The sequence below is a fragment of the Rhizobium binxianense genome (assembly GCF_028994275.1).
In the GTDB taxonomy this organism is placed as follows: Bacteria; Pseudomonadota; Alphaproteobacteria; order Rhizobiales; family Rhizobiaceae; genus Rhizobium; species Rhizobium binxianense.
In genome coordinates this window covers 1,474,914-1,498,368 of sequence record NZ_CP118713.1, presented here as the reverse complement: position 1 = coordinate 1,498,368, position 23,455 = coordinate 1,474,914, and the positions used below count along the sequence as shown (strand labels likewise).

19 protein-coding genes and 2 tRNA genes are annotated in these 23,455 nt (G+C 60.6%); 7 read left to right on the top strand and 14 right to left on the bottom strand.

The window, feature by feature from the left end; all coding sequences use genetic code 11:
• Positions 1–34: 34 nt before the first annotated feature.
• The 3 genes from PO860_RS07455 to PO860_RS07445 all read right to left on the bottom strand — a co-directional run bounded on the left by PO860_RS07455 (position 35) and on the right by PO860_RS07445 (position 6,417).
• The gene (locus tag PO860_RS07455; protein ID WP_273885284.1) at positions 35–3,316 is read right to left on the bottom strand and encodes an SPOR domain-containing protein; all 3,282 of its coding nucleotides are present in this window, start codon (positions 3,314–3,316) and stop codon (positions 35–37) included.
• A gap of 61 nt (positions 3,317–3,377) precedes the next feature.
• The gene (argS, locus tag PO860_RS07450) at positions 3,378–5,135 is read right to left on the bottom strand and encodes an arginine--tRNA ligase (protein WP_183607561.1); all 1,758 of its coding nucleotides are present in this window, start codon (positions 5,133–5,135) and stop codon (positions 3,378–3,380) included.
• A 64-nt stretch (positions 5,136–5,199) separates the two neighbouring features.
• Entirely contained in the window at positions 5,200–6,417 is a 1,218-nt protein-coding gene (locus PO860_RS07445; protein WP_183607562.1) for a deoxyguanosinetriphosphate triphosphohydrolase, read from the bottom strand.
• 221 nt (positions 6,418–6,638) lie between these two features.
• Here PO860_RS07445 and erpA point away from each other — a divergent pair, with 221 nt between their 5' ends.
• Both erpA and xth read left to right on the top strand, forming a co-directional pair.
• Positions 6,639–6,971, top strand: a complete 333-nt coding sequence (gene erpA / locus PO860_RS07440; RefSeq protein ID WP_183607563.1) for an iron-sulfur cluster insertion protein ErpA — start codon at positions 6,639–6,641, stop codon at positions 6,969–6,971.
• Positions 6,972–7,145: 174 nt separating this feature from the next.
• The gene (xth, locus tag PO860_RS07435; RefSeq protein ID WP_275038235.1) at positions 7,146–7,937 is read left to right on the top strand and encodes an exodeoxyribonuclease III; all 792 of its coding nucleotides are present in this window, start codon (positions 7,146–7,148) and stop codon (positions 7,935–7,937) included.
• Positions 7,938–7,969: 32 nt separating this feature from the next.
• Here xth and exoR read toward each other — a convergent pair whose 3' ends face one another.
• The 7 genes from exoR to PO860_RS07400 all read right to left on the bottom strand — a co-directional run bounded on the left by exoR (position 7,970) and on the right by PO860_RS07400 (position 16,484).
• Positions 7,970–8,773 (bottom strand): exopolysaccharide production regulator ExoR, encoded by an 804-nt coding sequence (gene exoR, locus PO860_RS07430; protein ID WP_183607565.1) that lies wholly within the window; start codon positions 8,771–8,773, stop codon positions 7,970–7,972.
• A 22-nt stretch (positions 8,774–8,795) separates the two neighbouring features.
• Entirely contained in the window at positions 8,796–9,263 is a 468-nt protein-coding gene (locus PO860_RS07425) for a hypothetical protein (protein WP_273885283.1), read from the bottom strand.
• A 230-nt stretch (positions 9,264–9,493) separates the two neighbouring features.
• The gene (locus PO860_RS07420; RefSeq protein ID WP_275035368.1) at positions 9,494–10,759 is read right to left on the bottom strand and encodes an OmpP1/FadL family transporter; all 1,266 of its coding nucleotides are present in this window, start codon (positions 10,757–10,759) and stop codon (positions 9,494–9,496) included.
• A 400-nt stretch (positions 10,760–11,159) separates the two neighbouring features.
• Positions 11,160–14,003 carry a valine--tRNA ligase gene (locus tag PO860_RS07415; RefSeq protein ID WP_273885281.1) on the bottom strand — a complete coding sequence of 948 codons (2,844 nt, stop codon included), beginning with the start codon at positions 14,001–14,003 and terminating at the stop codon, positions 11,160–11,162.
• Positions 14,004–14,119: 116 nt separating this feature from the next.
• Positions 14,120–14,992 (bottom strand): DUF2497 domain-containing protein, encoded by an 873-nt coding sequence (locus tag PO860_RS07410; RefSeq protein WP_275038234.1) that lies wholly within the window; start codon positions 14,990–14,992, stop codon positions 14,120–14,122.
• A 253-nt stretch (positions 14,993–15,245) separates the two neighbouring features.
• Positions 15,246–15,911, bottom strand: a complete 666-nt coding sequence (locus PO860_RS07405; RefSeq protein ID WP_273881849.1) for a protein-L-isoaspartate O-methyltransferase family protein — start codon at positions 15,909–15,911, stop codon at positions 15,246–15,248.
• 499 nt (positions 15,912–16,410) lie between these two features.
• Positions 16,411–16,484: transfer RNA gene (locus PO860_RS07400), tRNA-Cys, on the bottom strand.
• 260 nt (positions 16,485–16,744) lie between these two features.
• On the opposite strand from PO860_RS07400, the gene PO860_RS07395 reads away from it, so the two are divergent.
• Positions 16,745–17,080 carry a KTSC domain-containing protein gene (locus PO860_RS07395; protein ID WP_273885279.1) on the top strand — a complete coding sequence of 112 codons (336 nt, stop codon included), beginning with the start codon at positions 16,745–16,747 and terminating at the stop codon, positions 17,078–17,080.
• Positions 17,081–17,221: 141 nt separating this feature from the next.
• Here the strand turns inward: PO860_RS07395 and PO860_RS07390 are convergent, their stop codons facing one another.
• Complete coding sequence (locus PO860_RS07390; protein WP_273885278.1) at positions 17,222–17,521, bottom strand: hypothetical protein; 300 nt, start codon at positions 17,519–17,521, stop codon at positions 17,222–17,224.
• A gap of 100 nt (positions 17,522–17,621) precedes the next feature.
• Positions 17,622–17,939, bottom strand: coding sequence for a hypothetical protein (locus PO860_RS07385; RefSeq protein WP_183607573.1), 318 nt, complete (start codon positions 17,937–17,939; stop codon positions 17,622–17,624).
• 117 nt (positions 17,940–18,056) lie between these two features.
• Here PO860_RS07385 and PO860_RS07380 point away from each other — a divergent pair.
• A tRNA-Asn gene (locus PO860_RS07380) sits at positions 18,057–18,131 on the top strand.
• Between the two features lie 606 nt (positions 18,132–18,737).
• Here PO860_RS07380 and PO860_RS07375 read toward each other — a convergent pair.
• Positions 18,738–18,917, bottom strand: coding sequence for a hypothetical protein (locus PO860_RS07375; protein ID WP_246718274.1), 180 nt, complete (start codon positions 18,915–18,917; stop codon positions 18,738–18,740).
• A 330-nt stretch (positions 18,918–19,247) separates the two neighbouring features.
• On the opposite strand from PO860_RS07375, the gene PO860_RS07370 reads away from it, so the two are divergent.
• From PO860_RS07370 to PO860_RS07360, 3 genes are all read left to right on the top strand, one after another.
• Positions 19,248–20,168, top strand: coding sequence for a hypothetical protein (locus tag PO860_RS07370; protein WP_183607574.1), 921 nt, complete (start codon positions 19,248–19,250; stop codon positions 20,166–20,168).
• A gap of 179 nt (positions 20,169–20,347) precedes the next feature.
• A complete protein-coding gene (katE, locus tag PO860_RS07365; RefSeq protein WP_273885277.1) occupies positions 20,348–22,465 on the top strand; it encodes a catalase in 2,118 nt (705 codons plus the stop codon).
• A gap of 157 nt (positions 22,466–22,622) precedes the next feature.
• Complete coding sequence (locus tag PO860_RS07360) at positions 22,623–22,982, top strand: low affinity iron permease family protein (protein WP_183607576.1); 360 nt, start codon at positions 22,623–22,625, stop codon at positions 22,980–22,982.
• Here the strand turns inward: PO860_RS07360 and PO860_RS07355 are convergent.
• Positions 22,979–23,386: a low affinity iron permease family protein gene (locus PO860_RS07355; RefSeq protein WP_183607577.1), complete on the bottom strand. Its 408-nt coding sequence runs from the start codon at positions 23,384–23,386 to the stop codon at positions 22,979–22,981. The two genes, PO860_RS07360 and PO860_RS07355, sit on opposite strands and share 4 nt — an antisense overlap.
• Positions 23,387–23,455 lie beyond the last annotated feature (69 nt).

Sequence of the window (23,455 nt, the reverse complement as noted above, 5' to 3'; positions counted from 1 at the left end):
CCCGCCGCTCTTGATACTGTATTCAGAACCGATCCTATTTGGAGATCAGGCAGCTTCCGCCCGCCGCACGATACTGTTCGCAGAGCGCTGCGGCCTCGTCCTTGGAGCCGGCCGGAATACGGACGCGGTAGAAGGTGCCCTTGCCGGCGATATCGGCCCTGCGAATCTCGTGAGCGCGGCCACCCAGCACGCCGGCGAATTTCTTCGACAGATTGGCATAGGATTTGTTCGCCTCGTCTTCCGACGGCAGCGAGGCGATCTGGATGCCGTAGCCGCCGGCCGACGCGGCCGGCTGCGGCTTTGCGGCAACCGGTGCCGCGGCCGCGACCTCAGTCGTCGTCTGCTGTGCGGCCTTGGGCTGCTGTGCCGGCGGGCGGACATTGCCCTTCTCGGTCACGGTGCCGACGACGTTGACGGGCTGATCGACCGGGCGGGCGGTCGGGATCGGCGCCGTATCACCAATCGCCGCGGTCTTGACCGGACGCACCGGCGGCTCGACCGGGGCGGGATTTGCGGCCTGCGCGTCGGCATTGGCAAGCGGCGGCGCGGCGTCGGCGGGCGCTGCGGAACGCGCATCGGCGGAAGCAACCTCGGCGCTCGCCGGGAAGCTTGCGGCCGTTCCAGCGACCGGCGGGGTCGATGGGGTCGTCTGGGCCGTCAGCGGCGGTAGAGCGGCGGGCGTCGGCTGGGCAGACGGGGTCGCCTTGGCAGACTGTGTCGCCTGGGCAGGCTGCGTCGCCTGGGCAGACGGAGTCGGCTGGTCGACGGGCTCCGGTTCCTCACGGGCGACCAGGGTGCCGTCAGGCTTGACGATCATCGTGCGGACCTTGCGCGGCGAAACGGACGGCGTCTTGTCGGTATCGCTTGCCGCGGCGTTGCCGGCGTCGTCCTGGTTCGGCAGCAGACGCGGATCCTCGGTCTCACCGACCGCGGTCGGCGTGACCTGATCGCCGGCGTTGGCGTTCTCGTCGTCCTCAGGCAAGGATTCCGGTGTCAGCGTGCGCTGGACGACATCGACGGGCGCCTCGTCGGAAGACACGAGCGCCTTCTGCTTCGGCTCCTCAGCAGAACCGGCAACGCGGTCGTAGACGGCCTTGTCCTGGTTCGGCACGGTCTTGCCGCCGGGATTTTCCGGAACGACCTTGACCGGCTCCTTGTCGGCAACGATCACGCGCGGCTCGCCGGTTGCGACAATGCCGAGCCCCTCGCCGTTCCAGACGGAGGAATAGACACCATAACCGACACCGGCGAAGACGACGAGCGCGACGGCTCCGGCAAGCAGCCGGCGCATCGACCGGGCACGGCTGAAATCAGCCGCCTGGCTTGCCGATTCAATCCGGACCTCGGAGGTCTCGCGGCGCTCGACCGGCTCGCGCACGCTGCGGCGGAAATCCTCCTCCAGCGCCCGCTCGAAATCGTCAAGGCCATCGGCGATGGTGGGCTTGACCTGCTTTGCCGTGGCGGCGGCCGTATCCCTGGCCGGCGCCGGGTTCTCCCGCGGCTTGGCCGGCTCGAAGAAGCTCGCGATCTCCGCGTCGAGATCGAAATCCAAATCCTGCGTTTTCGCGACCGGCGCGGGCTGCTCGACCGGCGGCAGCGCCGGCACGTGCATGTCCTCGACCGTCTCAGGACGCTCCTCCGGATCGGAGATCATCGCCGGATCGAATGGCAGATCTTCGGTGGAGTCGGCGGCAGGCGCCGCCCAGTTAAAAACCGGAGCAGGAGCCGGCGCCTGCGGCTCAGGAACGACGGCCGGAGCCGGCCGTGCAGAGGCGGCGGACGGCTGAAAAGCCGGAGTTAGCGGCTCAGGCGCAAAAACGGGAGCGGGCCGCGGAGCGACGGCGGCGACCTGCTGCGGCGCAGGGGTTATCGGCTGGGGCGCCGGCTGCGGCGCAGCTTCGATCTGCTCGGAGAAATCGAGATCGGCGAGTTCAAGTTCGATGCCGGCAAGATCCAGCTCGAAATCGTGGCCGGCGAAGGGGTCGTCGGCTTCAGTTACAGGCTGTGGCGCCTGCGAATGTGCCGTTGCGGCAGGCTGGGGCGCAATGACCTCGGCAAGCTGCGGCGCGACCGGCCTTGCGGCTTCAGCTGCATTGGCGGGAACCGGCTCGATCGTAGCCGGCCGGACGGTTGCAGCAGCGACCGGTGCGGGCGCGGTCACTTGCGGCTGGGCAAATGCGGCGGCAACGGGAGCGGCAGCGAAGGGGACTGCCTCGATCGATGTGTCCTGAGGCGAAACAGGCGGCGGATTGGGGCGTTGCGGCACCGGATAACGCGAGACGTCGGCGAGCAGGTCGTCAAGATCGAAAGTGCCGGCGGTGTGCGGAACCTCGGGCACGACCTCGGTCAGCGCAGCATCGGCCTGGATCTCGCCTTCGACAGCGGCGGCGATGAGATCAAAACCGGCGTCTGACCCGAAATCTTCCAACTCGTCTTCGATTTCGACGAAGTCTTCGGCCTCGGCAGGCTCTTCCGACGCGATCACCTCGTCATGGCGATCGAGTTCGGCGGGGAAGCCAAGCGATGGAGACGCGGATTCGAATTCCTCAGACGGCTCGACAGCGACGACGGGGGCCAACTGCTCGACGACGGGGGCGGTCGGCTCGATCACTAGCTGCGGCTCTGCAGCGGGAAGATCGACGTACGGCGCTTCAGCCACCGGCGCTGCTGCGATAGCTTCGGCCGCAGACACCGGCGGAACAACCGTTTCCTCGCGTTTTGCGGCGTGGAAATTGGCAAGCGGCAGCCTGATGCTGGCGGCCGACCATTGCGGCGCCTTGGCGGGCTGCGGCAGCGAAGAGACCGGAGCAGTGCCGATCGACAGCTCAAGCTCCTCGATCAGGTCACGTGCACCGCCGAAGGCCGATTGCACCGATGCCCCGGCAGACTCGACGGCAAGCTGCTGCGACCGGACCGCCCGGTCGTCGTCGACCGCGTCCCAGTTGCTTGCGGCGGGCTCAACTGCTTCCTCAGCTTCAACGGAGGTGACGGAAGCCGGCTCGGCAACCTCCGCTCTCTCGGCAGCGGGAGAAACATCGAGCGCGGGCTCGATGTAATCGTCAGGAGCGACGTCATCAGAGATCGGCTCGGCGGGCCGGTCAAGCTCTGCGAGCGGACGTGGCGAATCGTAACGATCGAACTCGCGGCCAAGCTCATCCTCGAGATCGAGGGCAGGCTCGCGCCGCGCTTCGGTCGTCGTATTTGCTGCAACACGCGGCTCGAAGCCGACGATCCGGGCAAGTTCAGCCAACGGATCGTCGTCGGCAAACAGATCGCCTTTTCCGCGCGCATCATACGCAAGTTGTTTCTCAGCCATGCCTATCCCACTCGCAAACGCCAACGCTCAAATGCCAGCGCAATGTGGGGAAATGGTGACGTTATCGCATTTCGTCCGGTGCGGCAGTGCCTGTAATGGCAAGTCCCGACTTCAAAACCGACGCGACGGCGTACACCAGCCCAAGTCTGGCAATACTTGATTCTCGGTTTTTATCATTAACAAATCGTAATTCCGGCTGATCTTTACCTTTGTTCCAGTGCGCGTGGAACGAACTGGCGAGGTCGTAGAGGTAAAAAGCGACGCGATGGGGCTCCTGCGACTGGGCCGCCGCTTCGATGATCCGCGGGAATTCAGCAAGCTTGGCGACGAGCTGCAATTCGGCCGGATCGCCAATGCCTGCAACGGTTTTCGCGAGTTGCTCGGGTGAAACTTCGAGGTCGGGAAAAGCCTCCCTCGCCTGCCGAAAGACCGACATGCAGCGGGCATGCGCATACTGCACGTAAAAAACCGGATTATCTTTCGACTGTTCCGTCACTTTGGCGAAATCGAAGTCGAGCGGTTCGGAATTCTTGCGGTAAAGCATCATGAAACGGACCGAATCACGGCCGACTTCCTCGACGACATCCCGAAGCGTGACGAAATCGCCCGAACGTTTCGACATCTTCACCGGCTCGCCGTTGCGATAGAGCTTGACGAGCTGGCAGAGCAGCACCGTCAGTTTCGCCTTACCATCCGACACGCCGCGTGCAACCGCTTCCAGGCGCTTGACGTAGCCGCCATGGTCGGCGCCGAGCACATAGATCATTTCGTCGAAACCACGATCGAACTTGTTCTTGAAGTAGGCGACGTCGGCGGCGAAATAGGTGTAGGAGCCGTCCGACTTGATCAGCGGCCGGTCCATGTCGTCGCCCACTTCGGTCGAGCGGAACAGCGTCTGCTCGCGATCCTCCCAGTCCTCGGCAAGCTGGCCCTTCGGCGGCGGCAGCGTGCCCTTGTAGACATAGCCCTTGAAGGTCAGGTCGTTGATTGCCGTGCGGATCGCGGCCGCGCCATTGGCATGCAGCGTACGCTCGGAGAAGAAGACGTCGTGATGGACGTTCAGCGCCGCCAGATCTTCGCGGATCATCACCAGCATCGCATCGATTGTGCGGTCCTTGACGATCGGCATCCATTGGTCTTCCGGCATGTTGTGCAACCGCACGCCATAATCGGCGGCAAGCGACTGGCCGACGGGCACCAGATAGTCACCCGGATAAAGACCCGAGGGGATTTCGCCGATCTTTTCGCCGAGCGCTTCGCGATAGCGCAGGAAGACGGAACGGGCGAGCACGTCGATCTGCGAGCCGGCATCGTTGATGTAATATTCCTTCTCGACGCCGTAGCCGGCAAAGGCGAGCAGGTTGGCCAGCGCATCGCCGACGACGGCGCCGCGGCAATGGCCGACATGCATCGGGCCGGTCGGATTGGCCGAGACATATTCGACGTTGACCTTCCTGCCCGCGCCGAGCGTCGAGCGGCCGTAATCGGTGCTGGCGCCGATCATAGCGGCGAGCAGCCGCTGCCAGTAACCGACGGCGAGCCGAATGTTGATGAAACCGGGACCCGCGACCGAAACATCGGCGACGTCGGCATCCTCCTTCAGCTTGGCGATGATGACGTCGGCCAGCGCGCGCGGGTTGGTTCCGAGCGGTTTTGCCAGCACCATTGCGGCATTGGTGGCGACATCTCCGTGGCTCGCGTCACGCGGCGGCTCGACGGCGATGCGGCCGAAATCGAGCTCGGATCGCTTTTCCCTGACCAGATCGATCTGTTCAAGGGCGGTTTTGATCCTGGCTTCGAAGTCGGTAAAAAGGTTCATCGCACTCTTCCATGCATAGGCTGTGCCAAAAGCTCAAATCGGCCCTTGGCTGGGCGACCGCTGCCTATCGCAAATCCGGAGTGTGGTCAAACAATCGCCTGTGGGCGCTGATCGCGTAGGTGTCGGTCATACCGGCGAGATAATCGCCGACGTGGCGGGCCTTCGGCGCATCGGAGAGGCCGGCAATATGATCGACCCAGTAATGGCTCTGCATCTCCTTGGGATTGGCCATGTAGGCGGCAAAGAGATCGGTGACGATCTGGGCCGCACCGGCGCGGATGCGCATGATATCGGGATTGCGATAGATGCGCTTGAAGAGCATCGCCTTGATCTGCCTGTCGGTTTCGGCCATCCCCTCGGAGAAGGTGGCGACAACCCGGTCGGCGCCGCGGATGTCGGTTGCGCTCCCGGGGCGCAGCAGGGAAAGGCGCTGCTGCGCCACGCCGATCACGTCTTCGACCATGCGGGTGATCTGCCGGCGCATGATTTCATGGGTGAAGCGGCTCGGCTCCAGATGCGGGTATCGCGCCCTCACCTCGGCCATCAGCCCGGCAAGGAACGGGATTTCTTCGAGCATATCGAAAGTCAGGTAGCCGGAGCGCAGGCCGTCGTCGATATCGTGGGTGTTATAGGCGATGTCGTCGGCGATTGCGGCGACCTGGGCCTCCAGGCTGGCATAGGTCGCAAGCTCAAGATCGTGCAGTTCGCAATAATCGAGGATCGGCTGCGGAACCGGGCCGCGTGTACCCACGCCATCGGGTGTCAGCAGCGGCCCATTATGCTTGACGAGACCTTCGAGGCTTTCCCAGGTCAGGTTGATGCCGTCGAATTCGGCATAACGCCGCTCCAGCTTGGTCACGATGCGCAGCGATTGTGCATTGTGGTCGAAGCCGCCATAGGGCAGTAGCACCTCGTGCAGCGCGTCCTCGCCGGTATGGCCGAACGGCGTGTGGCCGAAATCGTGGACCAGCGCCACGCCCTCGGCCAGATCCTCGTCGAGCTTCAGGGCGCGGGCGAGCGCGCGGGCAATCTGCGCCACCTCGATCGTGTGCGTCAGCCGGGTGCGGTAGTGATCGCCGTCCTGGGCGATGAAGACCTGGGTCTTATGCTTCAGCCGGCGAAAGGCGGTGGTGTGGACGATGCGGTCGCGGTCGCGCTGGAAATCGGAGCGCGTCGGGCTTCCGTCCTCCGGATAAAGCCGTCCGCGCGTCGTCCAGGGGTCGGCCGCATAGACCGCTCTTTCACTGCTGCCGAAACCTAAAGCACGCGTATCGATCGTCATTCTTCACCGTCATCCTGCATGTTGGCGCATCTGCCCATTGACGCCGCTTTGCGCTCTTCATACCTATAGCCCGACCAAACGGCAAAGAGGCGCTTTTTTACCGCTTCGGCGCATCATGGCCTTTTTTCGAAGATCATGATAAGTTTGTTTGATATCAGGCATTTGAACATTTGAGTGCCAAAACCCATTCTCTCCGGATCTTGACCCCGGCAGGAGGAAACATGACAGATACGAGTGTAACCCTTTCAGATGCCGCAGCAAAGCGTATCGCTGCGATCGTCGGCGCCGAAGCCGGCAAGAGCGCCCTGCGCGTTTCCGTCGAAGGCGGCGGCTGTTCGGGCTTTTCCTACAAGTTCGATCTTGCCGACGGCGCTGGTGACGACGACGTCGTCGTCGAAAAGAACAATGCCAAAGTGCTGATCGACAGCCTGTCGCTCGTCTACATGGCCGGCTCGGAGATCGACTTCGTCGACAATCTGCTGGGTCAATCCTTCCAGATCAAGAACCCGAATGCGGTGGCGAGCTGCGGTTGCGGCACCAGCTTCTCGATCTGAACATCCAGGCGCATCGCATTTCCCCATCGAACCGGCCGAAGAATTGTTCTCGGCCGGTTTATCGTCTTGTCCTGTTGTAAAAGACCGCGATAAAAGAAGCGCGCCGCGCTTCGAAACACACGCCGGACGACATGCAACAATGGGGCGACATGCAATGACGGGAACGGGAGAGCCATGAAGATCGCGACCTGGAACATCAACGGCGTCAAGGCGCGCATCGACAATCTCACGCAATGGCTCAAGGATTCCGATCCGGATATCGTCTGCCTGCAGGAGATCAAGACGGTCGACGAAGGCTTTCCCCGGCTGGAGATCCAGGCGCTCGGCTATCACGTCGAGACGCACGGCCAGAAGGGCTTCAATGGCGTGGCGATCCTCTCCAAGAGTTCACCTTTCGAAGTGAACCGCGGCTTGCCCGGCGATCCGCTCGACGAACAGTCGCGCTTCCTCGAAGCGGTGTTCACACTGCCCGACACGCGGATCCTGCGCGTCTGCTGCCTCTACCTGCCGAACGGCAATCCCGTCGACACGGAGAAGTATCCCTACAAGCTCGCCTGGATGGAGCGCCTGCGGACGTTTGCGGCCGAGCGGCTGGCCTATGAAGAGATGCTGGTCCTTGCCGGCGATTACAATGTCATTCCGGAACCGCACGACTGCTTCGACCCCAAGGTCTGGGAAAACGACGCGCTGTTTCTGCCGCAGACGCGGGAGGCGTTCCGCAAGCTCGAAAATCTCGGGCTGACGGATGCGGTGCGCGCGACGACGGATGCGACGCAGTTCTATTCCTTCTGGGATTATCAGGCCGGCGCCTGGCCGAAGAACAACGGCATCCGCATCGACCATCTGCTGCTGTCGCCGGAAGCTGCCGACCGGATGACGTCGGCTGCGATCGAAAAACACGTGCGGGCCTGGGAAAAGCCGTCCGACCACGTGCCTGTTATCGCCTATTTCGATTTCGCCGCTTGAGGCTCCCGCCTCAGGTCGCCTGAGGCTCAGCCTCAATCGTCGGAGCCGGTCGCGATGTTGTGCGAGAGGGATACCGCCGTGCGGCGGTCGGCCTCGTTGGCAACTGAGAAGGCCTGTTCCTGCAGCGCTTCCATCCAGCTGCAATCCTTCGGCTTGCAGCGGTCGAGTGCTGCCGTCATCAGCGCCAGGCCACGGGCTGTCTGGCCTTCGTCGAAAAGAATATTGCCGAAGACCGCCATGGCGCCGGGATGACCGCTCTTGCGGGCCTGGTTCAGCCATTTCTTCGCCTGCTGCGGGCTGGCATTGCCGCCCTCGCCGGCCAGCATCATCTGCGCCAGCTGGAACTGCGCCTCGGGAACGCCAAAGGTGGAGGCGACCTGAAAATAAAGCTGGCGTGCCTGGCTGAGGTCGATCCGGACCGGACTGCCTGAAATGCCGTGCTTGTAATAATTGGCGAGCGAGAGCAGCGCGTTGACGAAGAAGCCGGTATCTTCCGAGCCGGGTTCGACGCCCTGCTGGGCGATCTCGCTGTAGATCTTGAAGGCTTCGAAATCATCCTGCGTGACGCCATCGCCGTCGGCATACATATTGGCGAGCGCCCAGCGCGAGCCGGTGTGCCCCTTTTCGGCGGCGTATTTATAGGCTTCGACGGCCTCTTCCTTCTGTCCGTTCTTATAGGCTTTGAAGCCGAACTTGAAGAGATCGAAGGGTCCGGATTCCTTGCTGACGCCCGCCTTGATGTCGAATGCGAGGACCGGACCGGACAGCGCCAGCGCTACGGCCATAGACATGCCCAACAGCATGAATTTGAACAGTTTGAACTCGGACGTCACCATTTCAACCGATTTCTTTCGCTCATCACAGGCAGGAGGCAGCGGCGCTGGCGCCGTGCATTCCGCGGATGTATGTCTTCGAGGCGAGCGATCCCGCGGCGAGCTCCATGGCTCCTTTGCCCGCGTCGCATCCAGCCCACTGGCCCTTTCTCAAAGGCCGTATTTTCAGCGCATCGTTCAGAACCACCCGGCTCCCGGCATGGCCCAACTGCAATCTCCGTGGCACTCTTTCAGCAGGTGCGGTATCCGCCTTCCCGCCTTTATCGCATTCGTAACCAGCAAATGTGACGAAACCGGTATCGACATCTCCGGCAATGCCGGGCTGCTCATCCAAGCGGGGCGAAAACCGCAACAATGAACGGCTCGTCGGCGTCGCCGCGGAGCCGGATTGGCGGCTGGAACAGCCTTGTGCGGAAAGCAAAACGACCACAAACAAACGATTGTTGCCAATCGTATCGCGCGATCTGCTGTTACCGGAAAAAAATCGACCCATGCTACTAACTACACGCACCGTAAGCCTGCCATCTCCTCGCCTGCAAATAGCGGTGCTCCCTCTTTGTGGCGGGAAATGGACAAATTCGCCTCACGGCTATCATACGCAAACCGTCGTAAAAAAGTGTTGCTGAATCGTCACAAAACGGGACCGGGAAATGGCATGATTAACGGGCGCGAATAAAGAAGAGCCCGGCAGTGCCGGGCTCCTCAATTCTTCAAATCGTGGAATTAGAACTTGACCTTTAGGCTCGTCGACAGTGCAGCGACTAGATCGTTGCCAAAGGAATAGGAGACATCATCTCCAAACGTGACGCCATTCTGGGTCACAACGCCGGACGAACCGCTCGTCAACACGCCCACGGCACCGGCAAAGCGCCATTCGATATGTTCGGTCGGCGTGTAGGCGGCACCGAGGCCCACCGTCCAGCTGTCGGTCTGCGTGCCATAGCCCTGGCTGGTGCCGCGGTCCCATGTCAGGCTGACGGCGCCTGCCCACTGATCGTTGAACTTGTGGCCGACACCACCGCTGATCGTCCAGCCGTCGCGATAAAGAAGGTCGAGCGAGGTCAACTCCGTCGCACCGCCGGAAGTACAGGCAGCGAGGCCTTTCGTCGACTTCGGGCAGAAAGGCACAGATTGGAGGACACTCCAGTTCGTCCACTTGACCGATCCGAAGGCGAGCCAATCCGGAGCGATACCGCTTTGCAACTTCAGCTCCAGCGAATCCGGCGCCTCAGCAGAGCCGAAGACGTCCGTGATTTGACCTCCAAATGTCGGCACAACTGGAACCTGACGGAGATCAACGGTGCCGGTCAGGTTATCGTACTTGACGCGGCTGTTATAAACGAGACTCGCGCGCATCGCATATTCCGGGATCTCGTAAGCGAGACCGGCGCGCCAGCCCCAGCCGCTATCTTCGAGATCGAGGCGGCCGATGCCGTTGCCGGTGCCGAGGAGAAGCGGAAGCGTGGAAACCAGCCGTTCCTTGAAGCCCTCGACTTCCTGATAGAAGGCGCCGCCAATGAAACGAAGCTGTCCCGGGCCGACGTCGAAGCGATAGGAGCAAGTGCCGCCATAGTTGCGGGTTTTGATCTCGGTTTCGATATTGTTGTTGGCGCCCGCCCAGTTCATACCGGGATTGGAATGCCCGCCAAAGGGCTCGGAATAGTCGACGAGGCAGTCGATCGTATCGGCGAAGCCGGCTTTGAAGCCGATATAGGGAATGGTGTAATTCGCCGTCTCATCGGCGCTGTTTGGACGGGTGTTCAGATTGCCACCCCCGGTGAAGACGGAGGTATTCGTGTCACGGACGTCCTTCAGCCTGCGCTGCGGCGTGACGTAGGTCACGCCCGACTGAAATGAGAAAGGCGACGTATCGAACAGCTGATCGATATTGTATCCGCCGCGCTCCAGACCGCCGGCGAAGGACGGCGATGCAAGCGACGAAAAAAGTACCAGCGACGTTACGCCCTTGGAAAACCTACGCGATGCCATTGTGTCTCCCCCACTCCAGCAATTGATGTTACGCCACTGTAGTAAGTGTTTCCTCGCCCTGGCAACGCGCCCCACGGCGGCGCTCCCAGGCATTGCAGCGGCCAACTTACGTAAAGAAATTGACGGACACGTCAAAAAATCTGGTTAATAAAATTTTATTCCAGAGTTTTGGATTTTCAGATGGGCTTTTGGGTTTTCATTCCAAACATTGCGGAAGCTGTATCAATCCGACAACAGTGACAGTTTTCGCCGGTCGGATTGCCGTAAAGCCACAATCCACAGGCTCAGCGCCTGAAGCCGGCCGCTTTCCAGACCGAATCATGCACGCCTAAAACGACAAAAAGACGCGCCCGCAGCGGGGCGCGTCTTTGAAATAACTTACCAAAATGGACGGTGAAACTTATCCGGCTTCGCTCACCCTGGAAAGGGCGGTCTTCAGGCTGCTGATCTGGCCCTTCAGTTCTTCGAGGCGCTCGCGCTCGGCCTCCACCACTTCGGGATTGGCGTTGGCGACGAACTTCTCGTTGGAGAGCTTGCCGTTGATGCGGGCGATCTCTGCTTCCATCTTGGCAATCGCTTTTTCAAGCCGAGCCTTTTCGGCGGAGAGGTCGATTAGATTGCCGAGCGGCAGGCAGATCGTGGCCTCGGCGACGACGATCTGAGCGGCGCCCTTCGGCGCATTGTCGGCCAGCGATATCGCCTCCACACGCGCAAGCCGCTTGATGGCGGCGTCGTGGCGGAACAGCCTTTCGCGCGTCAGGTTGTTGGCCTTGACGACGACGAGCGGGGCTGTCGCCGATGGCGGCACGTTCATTTCGGCGCGCACCGAGCGGATGCCGGAGACGAGGTCGATTAGCCAGTTGATCTCGTCGGCGGCCGCGTCATCGGCATAAGACGGCGACGGCCATTCGGCATGGCAGACCAGTGTGTCGCGCTCCTTGCCCTCGCCGGCCGTATGCGCCCAGAGCTCTTCGGTCATGAAGGGCATGAAGGGATGCAGCAGCTTGTAAATTTCTTCGAGAATATAGGCGCTGCAGGCCTGGGCCTCGGCCTTGGCGCCTTCATCCTCGCCGTTGAAGACAGGCTTCAGGAGCTCGAGATACCAGTCGCAGACCTCGTTCCAGACGAAGCGATAGAGCGCGCCGGCGGCATCGTTGAAGCGGAAGGCTTCGAGCGCTTCCGTAACGTCACGTTCCGTACGGGCAAGCTCCGTCAGGATCCAGCGATTGATGGTGAGTTCGGCGGCTTCAGGAACGAAATGTGGGTCGCTTTTGGCGCCGTTCATCTCGGCGAAGCGCGTGGCGTTCCAGAGCTTGGTGCCGAAATTGCGGTAGCCGGCGATGCGGGCCGGATCGAGCTTCACGTCGCGGCCCTGCGCAGCCATGATCGCCAAGGTGAAACGCAGCGCGTCGGCGCCGTATTCGTCGATCAGTTCCAGGGGATCGATGACGTTGCCCTTCGACTTCGACATCTTCTGCCCATTCTTGTCGCGCACCAGCGCGTGAATGTAGATCGTATGGAAGGGCTCGACGGGATCGCCATTCTCATCCTTCATGAAATGCAGGCCCATCTGCATCATGCGAACGACCCAGAAGGGGATGATATCGAAACCGGTGACGAGAACGTTGGTCGGGTAATAACGTGCAAGTTCCGGCGTCTCATCCGGCCAGCCGAGTGTCGAGAAGGGCCAGAGTGCCGAGGAGAACCATGTGTCGAGCACGTCCTCGTCACGCGTCAGGATCTCGCCCGGCTTGAAGTTTTCCAGCAGGTCCTCGACATAGGCCTTCATCGGCCCCTCATGTGAGAGGTAATGCTGGATCGCCGCCTGGAGCGCCTCTTCCTCGGTCTTTTCGACGAAGACTTGGCCATCCGGGCCATACCAAGCGGGAATCTGATGCCCCCACCAGAGCTGGCGGGAAATGCACCAGGGCTCGATGTTCTCCAGCCAGTTGAAATAGGTGTTTTCCCAGTTCCTGGGGATAAACCTTGCTCTTCCCTCGCGAACGGATTCCAGCGCGGGTTGTCCCAAGGTCTTGTTGTCGACAAACCATTGTTCCGTCAACCGCGGTTCGATCGGCACGCCACCGCGATCGCCGTGCGGGACCATGTGCTTGTGCGGCTCGATCTTATCGAGGAGGCCGGCCTCCTCGAAAATCTCGACGATGACCTTGCGTGCATAGAAACGGTCCTGCCCTTCCAGGCGATCCCAGGCGCCATGGAGTGCCGCCGGATTGTCGAGACCCTCGAGGAAGTCCTCATTGTCCTTGATGGCGATCGTGGCGTCGATATTCATGATGTTGATGGCACGCAGCTTTGCCCGCTTGCCGACCTCGAAGTCGTTGAAGTCATGCGCAGGCGTGACCTTCACCGCGCCGGTGCCAGCCGTCGGGTCCGCATAGGAATCGGCGACAATCGGAATTTTGCGACCGACGATCGGCAGGATGACATGCTTGCCGACGATCGGCTTATAACGCTCATCCTCGGGGTTCACGGCAATGCCGGTATCGCCCAGCATCGTTTCCGGCCGCGTCGTCGCGACGACGATATAGTCACGCGTCTCGAATTCGGTCGGCTTGCCCTCCTCGTCGAAGGCAATCGGATATTGATAGGTAACACCAGGCTCGAGCGGATAGCGCAGATGCCAGAGATGCCCCTTCACCTCCTGCTGTTCGACCTCCATATCGGAGATAGCAGTCAAGAGTTTGGGGTCCCAATTGACGAGGCGCTTGTCCTTGTAAATCAGGCCTTCCTTGTAGAGCGTGACGAAGACTTCGAGAACGGCCTTCGACAGGCCTTCGTCCATGGTGAAGCGCTCACGCGACCAGTCGCATGATGCGCCAAGGCGCTTCAGCTGGTTGAAGATCAGGCCGCCCGATTCGGCCTTCCACTCCCAAATCTTGTCGATGAAGGCGTCGCGGCCCATCTCGCGGCGGCCCGGCAGCTGCTGCTCCATCAGCTTGCGCTCGACGACCATCTGCGTGGCGATGCCGGCATGGTCCATGCCCGGCTGCCAGAGCACGTCCTTGCCGCGCATTCGCTCGAATCGCACCAGGATATCCTGCAGCGTGTTGTTCAGCGCGTGACCCATGTGCAGCGAGCCGGTGACGTTCGGCGGCGGGATCACGATGGTGAAGGTCTCGGCCCCGGGCTTGGCGTTCGCGCCGGCGCGGAAGGCGTCCGCATCATCCCATTTGGCGGCGATTTTCGGTTCGACGGCAGCAGAATCATAGGTCTTGTCGAGCATTTTCTGACCAATTTCGAGGTTCGAGGGTGGCGTTTGTAAATAGGATGGCCACGGCCAAGTCAATAAAAAAGCCGCCCCGGAGACCGGAGCGGCTCTTCCACGAAAAAGCAATCCGATCAGCGGCGCGGGCCGCGCGCCACGCGCTCGATTTCCTCGCGCACCAGCCGTTCAACCAGAGTCGGCAGATTATCATCCAACCATTCGCGCAGCATCGGGCGCAGCATATCCTCGGCGATCTCGTCCAGCGAGCGGCGCTCGGCCCCGTCGATCGCGGCGGCGAGCTCCTCGAAGGAGCGGCTGATCTGCAGGCCGGCATCCGCCGAAAGCAGCGCCGGCTGGACCTCGTCCATAACGCTTGGCAGGAAACGCTCGGCCGAGGACTGAGCGGGTTCAAAAGCCGGCGGCGGCGTTTCGATAGCAGGCGCCGGCTCGGCGACGACCACCTCAGGCGCTTGCATCAGCACCTGCGCGGCCGGCTGCTCCGGAGCGTGCTGAACAGGCGCTGCAGCGGCCGGGAAAACAGGCTGTGCCGGTTGGGTTTGAGGTTGTGACGCCGCGGCGCGCGGCGGCTCCGGTATTGCGGCCGGCTGCGGTTCGGGCTGGCGGAAACCGCTCGGAATTTCACGCAGCGCCTGGCCGGCCTGCACGGCGCTGCGCTCGGAAGCGGCGCGCACGCGGGCGGCGACATCGGCAAGCGACAGGGCGCGGGCCGGCAGTTCTGCTTCGGGCGCGGTGCCGGCCGAATTGGCGGCGACGAAACGGGGATCGGAGGAGCGCAAGGCCGGTTCGGGGAACTCCACGCCGGCATAGGTGTCATCCACCGTCAGATGGATCTCGGAGCCGTTCTCATCCTCGTCGGCGCCGTAGACCGGCGGCAGGGATGCGGAAATCGCCTTGCCGGCGCCGGGCTCATTGCTTTCGATGATCTGGCGGATGGAGGCCAGAATTTCTTCCATGGACGGTTCACGCGCTACGCTTGGCTGAGCCATTTCTATCCCCGTTATCCAAAAACAACGACCGGATGATGTGGAGCGTTCACCCGAATCACCACGACCTTAGAATACCCCAGCCATGAAAAAAATCATCGCGAATCAAATGAATGCGGCCATGCACAGTTTTGTTACCTGATGGCTGCGCCGTGGCGGCGTCAGGATAAATCCTGTTTGTGAAGGCTCTCGTGTGGCCCGGACAAAAAACGGGCGCCGATGGCGCCCGTCGCTGAATGCATCGATAAAATCGGCCTTAGAAAACGAATTCGCGCGCCTTGGCAAAACCCGGCAGCGGCTTGACCGAAGCGTTGAAAAAGACGTTTTCCGAAACGGCGCCGCGCTCGGCGACGAACACCTTGGCGCGGGCGGCATTGCCGTAACCTTCGACCGTGATCAGACGGCCGCCATCGCGCAATTGACCGAGAAGAGCTGCCGGAACCTCCTCGACTGCGCCGTTGACGAAGATCAGGTCATAGGGAGCGCCGGCAGCGTAACCCTTTTCGAGCGGGCCGGTGACGACCTCGACCTTGGCATAGTCGGCAAGCTGCGCCTTCGCTTCGGCGGCAAGCGCCTCGTCACATTCGAGTGCGATGACGGAGCCGGCAATGATCGACAGCAGCGCCGATGTGTAACCGGTGCCGCAGCCGACTTCGAGGACAAAATCATCCTTGGTGATCTCAGCCAGTTGCAGCAGCTTGGCAAGCGGCGATGCCTCCATCAAGAATCGGGCCGGCTTCCCGGGTGCGGCGGCCGATATCTCGACATCATTGTCGATGTAAGCCAACAGCTTCGCCTTCTCCGGCACGAATGCCTCACGCGGCACCGTGAGAAGCGCCGTCAGCACGGAATGCGAGGTAACGTCCGTCGTGCGAACCTGGGTGTCGACCATCTTTGCGCGCGCTGCTTCGAAATCCATCATGTCCTCTCGCTCTTTGAAAAGCGGTTCCTGTCCCTCGTCTCTTAATCCCCACCACGGATGCTTTCAAGGCTTGGCAGCCGTCGGCGAAAAGAATCCGGCAGGCGCCTCTTCCGCGCCACAGCGGACACGCGGCGCTGCAGCTCAAGCGTGGCATCCCCTGCCCCTTCATGTTATGATTTGCAGCGGAGGAAATAGGGAGGAGCAGGCCGTGTCTGCGATTTTCGAATATTTCACGCTGTTCGATTTCTTCATCGTCGCAGCGCTCATCGGCATATTCTGCTGCGGGCTGCTGGACGGCGAAACGACCCTGAAGTGACAGGGCACGAACCGCGCTCGAAGATAGCCCCTGCATGGCGTCTGCGGCAATATCACGCCGGTGGACGCAGGATATCCGCTCGGTTCCTTTGGAAGATCAATGCGATTGCCGGCCGCGCCCCATGCGCGACGCCGCATCGCCGAACCAGCCGCAATCAGACCATCTATGTCGCGTGGAATTTTTTGGAGGCCTCGCCCGGAATTGAACCGGGGTACAAGGATTTGCAGTCCTCTGCGTCACCACTCCGCCACGAGGCCTCACACGCTCATTATCTGAGCCGTGGCGAGCGTTTAGAATGATCGTAAGGAAATCGCAAGGGGGCATTTCGGAAAAACGCCATTCCGCCGCTGCCGAAAAGGCCATTTTCCCGTCCCGCAACGGAACGGGCGCAGGCTGGAAATTCCATGACTTGGACGATGCTCTATTCCCTGCCGATGATTGCCTTCGAAACAAATTGTCAGCTTGACGATCGTCCGCCAGGCTTCATATTGCCACCGGGAGGGTGATAGGAGCTGCAATGAATTGGGCTACCCTCAAATCGAAGCACGTGCGTGCGGCATACAATGCCGAGAGCCGGGATCTCCATGTAAAGTTTCCGGGTTCTCCACCGGTGAAACATGCGGACATTCCGCCGCACGTCTACCAGAACCTGCTGGAAACCAGCGATCCGGACTTCTATTACAAATATTATATTGCGCCTTCCCGCGTATCACCGGGCCGCGGACATGCGGTTTCCGTGTCCTACGCGATCAAGCTCGTCCTCATCCTTGCCGGCTGCAGCCTGTTCATGGCAACCAGCCTTGATCCGGACCATGGCGGCATTTTCGAGGAAAGCGAACTCAGATCGAACTAAAGCATGTCGCGCAAAAGTGTGCCGCGGTTTTGCCAGGCAAAGCGTGAAACGCTTTTGCCGAGACATGCGAGAAAATAAAGAGCTAAGGTGCAAGGAGCGAATCTGAAAGATCGCGACGCGCTTTAGGCTGGACCGGCTCAATCACAGAGCGGCAATGCGGCTGGATGCAGCGTCGAAATTGTCGCTTCTGTTCTGATTGCGGAAGCGGCGGTCGTCCCGGCCGCGGTCGTTGCCGCCATCACGCTCGTTCCGGCCGTTGAAATTGCGATAGTTGCGAGGCCCGTTATAGCTGCCGCCTTGGCCGTGGTCGACCACGCAGCCTTCGGGACGGCGGCAAATGCCGCGAGCGTCAAAACCGCGGCTGTCGATGGCTTGGGCCGCGGCGGGAACGCCGGAGAGAATCGTCGCCGCCGACAGCGCGATTACAAACAATGCCTTCATTCCTCACCTGCACCATTGTGACGCATTTTTCGCGTTTTACATTCCATAAACCACGAATACGAAAAGCGCTCACCGTTCCATGAACATCTCAGAGGTGGCGTCAGCCAGCCGGGTTCCGACGCCTATGCCACCAGACGGCCAGCCGCCGCCGAAGCCGGCGTGCAACAGGCAGATCGTGGGAAAGCACGAGGAAGCCGAGCGGCAGCATCCAGAAGCCCAAGATCGGCAGGAAGCCCAGGAGCCCACAGAGAATGAGGGCCACGCCGATCGCCATCCGCGCGATGCGCGAGCGCGGCATGCCGATGCTGAAGGAGCCGAGCATAAGCCTGCCGCTGGCGTGATCGATACCGAAGCGCCGTGCCCGCTTCTTGGGCTTTTCGCCGCTTCTCATCTCTTCGCGATCATTCCCGTTCGTCATTCCCCAGAGATGGGCACCGACACCCCAAATACAAGTTCATTTCATTTTTTTGAAAAAACTGCTTGGCAAATCGGGAAAGCGTTTGTATTAGCCCACTCACACCGCGCCAAGCAGTGATCCCTGGTAGCTCAGCGGTAGAGCATTCGACTGTTAATCGACAGGTCGCCGGTTCGAATCCGGCCCGGGGAGCCATTTTTCAAGCAAGCGCCTGTTTCGTTGATGAGTCCGAAAGCAGGCGTTTTCTTCCTTCCTTTCTCCCGCTGTTGAAATCGATTTCTGCCGTTGGCTGGTTCTAGCCAGAAATCGGTAGCCCCGTAATCCTTGCCATAATTCACAAGCCGCCTACACTTACTGCATGAAATCAGATTGCTGGCGACCACGGATGAACTGGCGCTTTGCTGATGATGATTGAAAAAGGTCGGCGCGAACTCTCGCGTCGACCTTTTGTCTTCGTTGCGTTGGGAAAGGCCGTACTCCGAGCACCAGCATGCAAAGCCCTACGCAGCCGACCAGCTTTGCGTTGACGATCAGATGATATACGACTGCGGCAGGACGCGACTGCCATTAACTTTAGAATGGGGTCGGGCGGCAGATTGACGTCACGTCGCCGCCACGAGATCACGTGGCCGTTCTCTCTTCACCATTGGAGAAATTTGAAAGACCGAACTCCCGGCTCCTGCCGCGGAACGCATTCTATCGCCACGGCAGCCGTATAGGGTCACGGCCATGGCTCTCGGTATGGCAATCGGAATGAGCGCCGCACAAGCGCCGCTCTTTGCGGACAGGAGCCGACCGCCTCTAATAGCTGCACGAACGACCCTCGCGGGGGCGGAAGCCGTCCGCACAGGCCGGGTTCATCGAATCTCCCGGCTGATATCCCGATGCGGAGCCATATGAATTCGGCGGTGTCGAGCAGGCCGAGGTCAAGGCGGCAAGGCTGATTGCTCCGGCTGCTAGAAATGCCCGAAATCTGCTCATCAAATGCTCTCCAGTTTACGGCGGGAGTGATGAGAGCCTCTGCTCTCTCCTCCGGATCACTCTTCAACCAAGGATATAGGCGCGCTCCCCGCTGGCGTTAACTCCGGGCGCGCAAGATTTTCGTCGATCTCCATGAGATCCGCATGAAGATCGTCGATGAGTAAGCCGGCCGGGAACAAAGACCGTGGTTAAAAGTTGAGTGGCATCAACAACGTAACGTCAGTTTCTGACAGGAGGTCTCTCATGGGTCGCGGTATTCTACTTTGGCTGCTCGGTGTTCCACTGCCGATCATCATTCTTCTTGCTCTGTTTATGCGATAGGAACAGATCATGTCGGTTTCAATGACAGGTTCCGGAGAGATTGCCACTCCGGTCGAATCCTCCAAATCGGCAATGACATGGGGGCCTATCTTCGGGGGTGCCGCCGCCGCCATCGGCGTGACCCTCATCCTTTTGCTTCTCGGATCCGGGCTCGGGCTGACAATGGTGTCGCCCTGGTCGGGCCAAAGCAGTTCGCTCGGGACGCTCGGCGTGGCGGCGGCGATCTGGCTGGTGCTGGTGCAATGGCTCTCTTCGGCGCTCGGAGGCTATATTACCGGCCGGCTGCGCACGAAATGGGCGGCCGTCCACACCGATGAAGTTTTCTTCCGCGACACCGCGCATGGTTTCATAAGCTGGGCTCTGGCGACGGTCTTCGTCGCCGGATTTCTTGCCTCGTCGCTGACGTCGCTGGCCGGCGCGGGTGCACAAGCCGTGGGTTCGGCCGCACAGGCGGTGGGATCGACGGCCACTGTCGCCGGTGCGGCAGCAGCATCGCCGGCAACTGCCCCGGTGGACCTCTCCACTTCCTATTTTACCGACGCATTGCTGCGCCCTGGCCAGGTGCGTGAGGCGGCGACATCCAATGATGCCGCGGCAACATCCGAGGTATCGCGCATCCTTCTCAAGGGCGCCGCCGAGGGCCAAATCCCGGATGACGACAAGGCCTATCTCGCCAGCATCGTCTCTGCTCGGACCGGCCTTTCCGAAGCCGATGCGCGCACCCGCGTCGATACGGTGCTGAAGCGTATCGATGACGCCAAGGTCGCCGCCCAGAAAGCGGCCGACGAGGCCCGCAAAGCGGCATCCACCACGGCCTTGCTCGGCTCGTTGTCGCTGCTGATCGGGGCTTTCATCGCCTCTGCCGCTGCAGCGCTTGGCGGATCGCAACGCGACGAAGAGGAAGACCTCCTCGTTCGGCCCCGGGTCTGAGAAACTAGGGAAACCGGAGGCGCGGGGTCGAAAGTCCCGCGCCCCTTTATATGAGCCCAGCGTCCTTTGCGCATTGGATAAGACGCGCGGGACTGTCGGTGGCGGTTTATTTCGCATTGAACGGAACATGTGGCCGGTTTTGAGCTTCGGTTAAGTCAAACCCTTTCCGGAGAAAATAGATGGCCAAGAAGACGTCCAAGACCTCGCCCTCGGACACCGCAACGATCCATGATCAAAAACTGCAGCGGGGTGCGGGTGGTGAGCTTCATCAGTTCGCCGAAGACGGCATGCCGGTGCTGACCACAGCGCAAGGCGGCCCGGTCTCAGACGATCAGAATACACTTCGTCTCGGCGCCCGCGGCCCCGCCCTCATCGACGACTTCCATTTCCGCGAGAAGATCTTTCATTTCGACCACGAGCGCATCCCCGAGCGGGTCGTCCATGCCCGCGGGTACGGCGCTCACGGCTACTTCGAAACCTACGAATCCCTGGCCGCCTATACCCGGGCCGATCTTTTCCAGCGGCCCGGCGAAAAAACACCGGCTTTCGTCCGGTTTTCGACCGTCGCCGGCAGCAAGGGTTCCTTCGATCTGGCGCGCGACGTGCGCGGCTTCGCGGTGAAGCTCTACACCCAGCAGGGAAATTGGGATCTGGTCGGCAATAATATCCCCGTTTTCTTCATTCAGGATGCGATCAAATTTCCCGATGTCATCCATTCGGTAAAGCCGGAGCCTGACAAGGAATTTCCGCAGGCGCAGTCGGCGCATGACAATTTCTGGGACTTCATCACCCTCACGCCGGAAAGCATGCACATGATCATGTGGGTGATGTCGGACCGGGCGATTCCGCGCTCGTTCCGCTTCATGGAGGGTTTCGGCGTTCACACCTTCCGCTTCGTCAATGCAGCGGATGAATCGACCTTCGTCAAATTCCACTGGAAACCGAAACTCGGCCTGCAGTCGGTCGCCTGGAACGAAGCAGTCAAAATCAATGGTGCGGATCCGGATTTCCATCGCCGCGACCTCTGGCAGTCGATCCAGGCTGGAAACTTCCCGGAATGGGAACTTTGCGTGCAGCTTTTCGATCAGGACTTTGCCGACACGTTCGATTTCGACATTCTCGATCCGACGAAGATCATTCCGGAGGAGATTCTTCCGGTTAAACCGATCGGCCGTCTCGTGCTCGACCGTATGCCCGAGAACTTTTTCGCAGAGACCGAACAGGTCGCCTTCATGACGCAGAACGTTCCCCCCGGCATCGACTTCAGCAACGATCCGCTTCTGCAGGGACGGAACTTCTCCTATCTCGACACGCAACTGAAACGTCTGGGCGGTCCGAATTTCACACATCTGCCGATCAACGCCCCGAAGTGTCCCTTCCACAATTTCCAGCAGGATGGGCATATGGCGATGCGCAATCCCGTCGGGCGCGTCAACTACCAACCGAACTCGTGGAATCAGGGACCACGGGAATCGCCGGTTCAAGGCTATCGTCACTTCGCCGCCGAGGAACAGGGTCCCAAGGTGCGGCTGCGGCCGGAAAGCTTTGCCGATCATTACAGCCAGGCGCGGCAATTCTACATCAGCCAGACTCCGCCGGAGCAACGCCATATCGCCGCAGCGCTGACCTTCGAACTGAGCAAGGTCGAGACACCGGTCATTCGCGAGCGGATGGTTTCGCATCTGATGAACATCGATGAGACGCTGGCCAGCAAAGTCGGCCACGCACTCGGCTTCAAGTCAATGCCGAAGCCTGCCGATGCCGCCATGCCGACGCGGCAGGATCTCGAGCCGTCGCCGGCGCTCAGCATCATCGAGCGCGGTCCGAAACGGTTCGAAGGACGCAAGCTCGGTATTCTTGTCAGCGACGGCACCGATGCCGCAGTCTTCAAGGCGCTGCTTGCCGAGATCACCGAGCAGAAGGCGACGTTCGAAGTGATCGCACCAAAGATTGGCGGCGTGACGCTCTCGGACGGCAATTGGATCGAGGCCCATCAGATGATCGACGGCGGGCCTTCGGTGCTTTACGACGCCGTCGCCCTCCTCCCCTCGGCCGAGGGAACCGGCGATCTGCTGAAGGAGGCGACGGCCCGCGATTTCGTGTCAGATGCCTTCGTCCACTGTAAGTTCATCGGTTATGTGGAAACAGCGCTGCCGCTCATGCAAAAGGCCGGCATTACCGATTCCCTGGATGAGGGCGTGATTGCGCTCGGCGCGGCGAAGGATGTCAGCGCCTTCATCAAGGCGCTTGGCAAACTCCGGGTCTGGGGTCGGGAGCCATCGGTCAAGCTGAATTGACCGTCTCGTCGTCATCCGTAAGGGAACGACTTCTCGTCAGAATAAACCCGCGGAAACGCGGGTTTTATGTACGTTTACGGCGTTATTTGTTGAGCCCAGGCGATGGAAGCAACTCCAATCTGCTCTATCTTCTCTTTGGCGCGCTGTGGAGAGCCGTATGCACTGGCGCTTTCGACAGATCTCTGACTTGGCCGTCTCATGGGCAGGGCATCGCGTGGTCCCTGTCACGCTGATCGCGTTCATAGCTCTATGGGTGGCCGTGGGTCTCAGCTTTTCCTTCCCACGGCAGTGGTTTCTGCTGACCAATATGCTCGGGACACTCATTGTATTTTTTATCTTGCTGCTGGTGCAGCACTCCCAAAATCGGGACATGATGGCACTCCATGCCAAGCTCGATGAGCTGATCCGCTCAAGCAAGGCAGGAAGCCATTGGATTGCGGCTGAGAAGAAGGACGCCGACGCCATCGAGGGAATGCGCCAGCAACACCACGGCCAAACCTCAGAGACCGTGAGTTAGGTGGACGTTGCTTCCGCCGCGGATTTCTCATCCGCTTTTTCCTCGACGCATTCGGCCTTTTCGGCAAGGGTCTTGCTCATTTCCCTGAGTTCGTCCTCATCCAGCTTTTCGATACCGACAAATTTGTTGGCGGCCTGGCTCGTCAGGATGAGTTCGTCAAGCTTGGCCTGCAGAGCCTTACCGTCACGGTTCTGGCTGTTCTGCAACACAAACACCATCAGGAAGGTGATGATGGTCGTGGTGGTATTGATGACAAGCTGCCAGGTTTCAGAATAGCCGAAAAAGGGGCCGGACACCGCCCAGACAAGCACGAGCGCAAGAGCCGCGACAAAGGTGAACGGCTTTCCCGAGAGGTCAGCGACGGTAGTTGCAAAGTGCGAGAAGAAGTTGGGTTTGTTCGACATCTGAAAAGCCTCGTTCGATCGCAGCATCAGTGCTGTCAATCGACAGCATCAACTCCATATCCAGGCCGA

Coding starts and splice junctions, on each gene's coding strand:
- argS (WP_183607561.1), bottom strand. CDS start 5,135: ATGAACCTTTTTACCGACTTCGAAGCCAGGATCAAAACCGCCCTTGAA.
- PO860_RS07420 (WP_275035368.1), bottom strand. CDS start 10,759: ATGGCATCGCGTAGGTTTTCCAAGGGCGTAACGTCGCTGGTACTTTTT.
- PO860_RS07375 (WP_246718274.1), bottom strand. CDS start 18,917: ATGAGCAGATTTCGGGCATTTCTAGCAGCCGGAGCAATCAGCCTTGCC.
- katE (WP_273885277.1), top strand. CDS start 20,348: ATGGCCAAGAAGACGTCCAAGACCTCGCCCTCGGACACCGCAACGATC.
- PO860_RS07410 (WP_275038234.1), bottom strand. CDS start 14,992: ATGGCTCAGCCAAGCGTAGCGCGTGAACCGTCCATGGAAGAAATTCTG.
- PO860_RS07405 (WP_273881849.1), bottom strand. CDS start 15,911: ATGATGGATTTCGAAGCAGCGCGCGCAAAGATGGTCGACACCCAGGTT.
- exoR (WP_183607565.1), bottom strand. CDS start 8,773: ATGGTGACGTCCGAGTTCAAACTGTTCAAATTCATGCTGTTGGGCATG.
- PO860_RS07445 (WP_183607562.1), bottom strand. CDS start 6,417: ATGACGATCGATACGCGTGCTTTAGGTTTCGGCAGCAGTGAAAGAGCG.
- PO860_RS07355 (WP_183607577.1), bottom strand. CDS start 23,386: ATGTCGAACAAACCCAACTTCTTCTCGCACTTTGCAACTACCGTCGCT.
- PO860_RS07455 (WP_273885284.1), bottom strand. CDS start 3,316: ATGGCTGAGAAACAACTTGCGTATGATGCGCGCGGAAAAGGCGATCTG.
- PO860_RS07415 (WP_273885281.1), bottom strand. CDS start 14,003: ATGCTCGACAAGACCTATGATTCTGCTGCCGTCGAACCGAAAATCGCC.
- PO860_RS07370 (WP_183607574.1), top strand. CDS start 19,248: ATGTCGGTTTCAATGACAGGTTCCGGAGAGATTGCCACTCCGGTCGAA.
- PO860_RS07425 (WP_273885283.1), bottom strand. CDS start 9,263: ATGGGTCGATTTTTTTCCGGTAACAGCAGATCGCGCGATACGATTGGC.
- PO860_RS07360 (WP_183607576.1), top strand. CDS start 22,623: ATGCACTGGCGCTTTCGACAGATCTCTGACTTGGCCGTCTCATGGGCA.
- PO860_RS07390 (WP_273885278.1), bottom strand. CDS start 17,521: ATGAAGGCATTGTTTGTAATCGCGCTGTCGGCGGCGACGATTCTCTCC.
- erpA (WP_183607563.1), top strand. CDS start 6,639: ATGACAGATACGAGTGTAACCCTTTCAGATGCCGCAGCAAAGCGTATC.
- PO860_RS07395 (WP_273885279.1), top strand. CDS start 16,745: ATGAATTGGGCTACCCTCAAATCGAAGCACGTGCGTGCGGCATACAAT.
- PO860_RS07385 (WP_183607573.1), bottom strand. CDS start 17,939: ATGACGAACGGGAATGATCGCGAAGAGATGAGAAGCGGCGAAAAGCCC.
- xth (WP_275038235.1), top strand. CDS start 7,146: ATGAAGATCGCGACCTGGAACATCAACGGCGTCAAGGCGCGCATCGAC.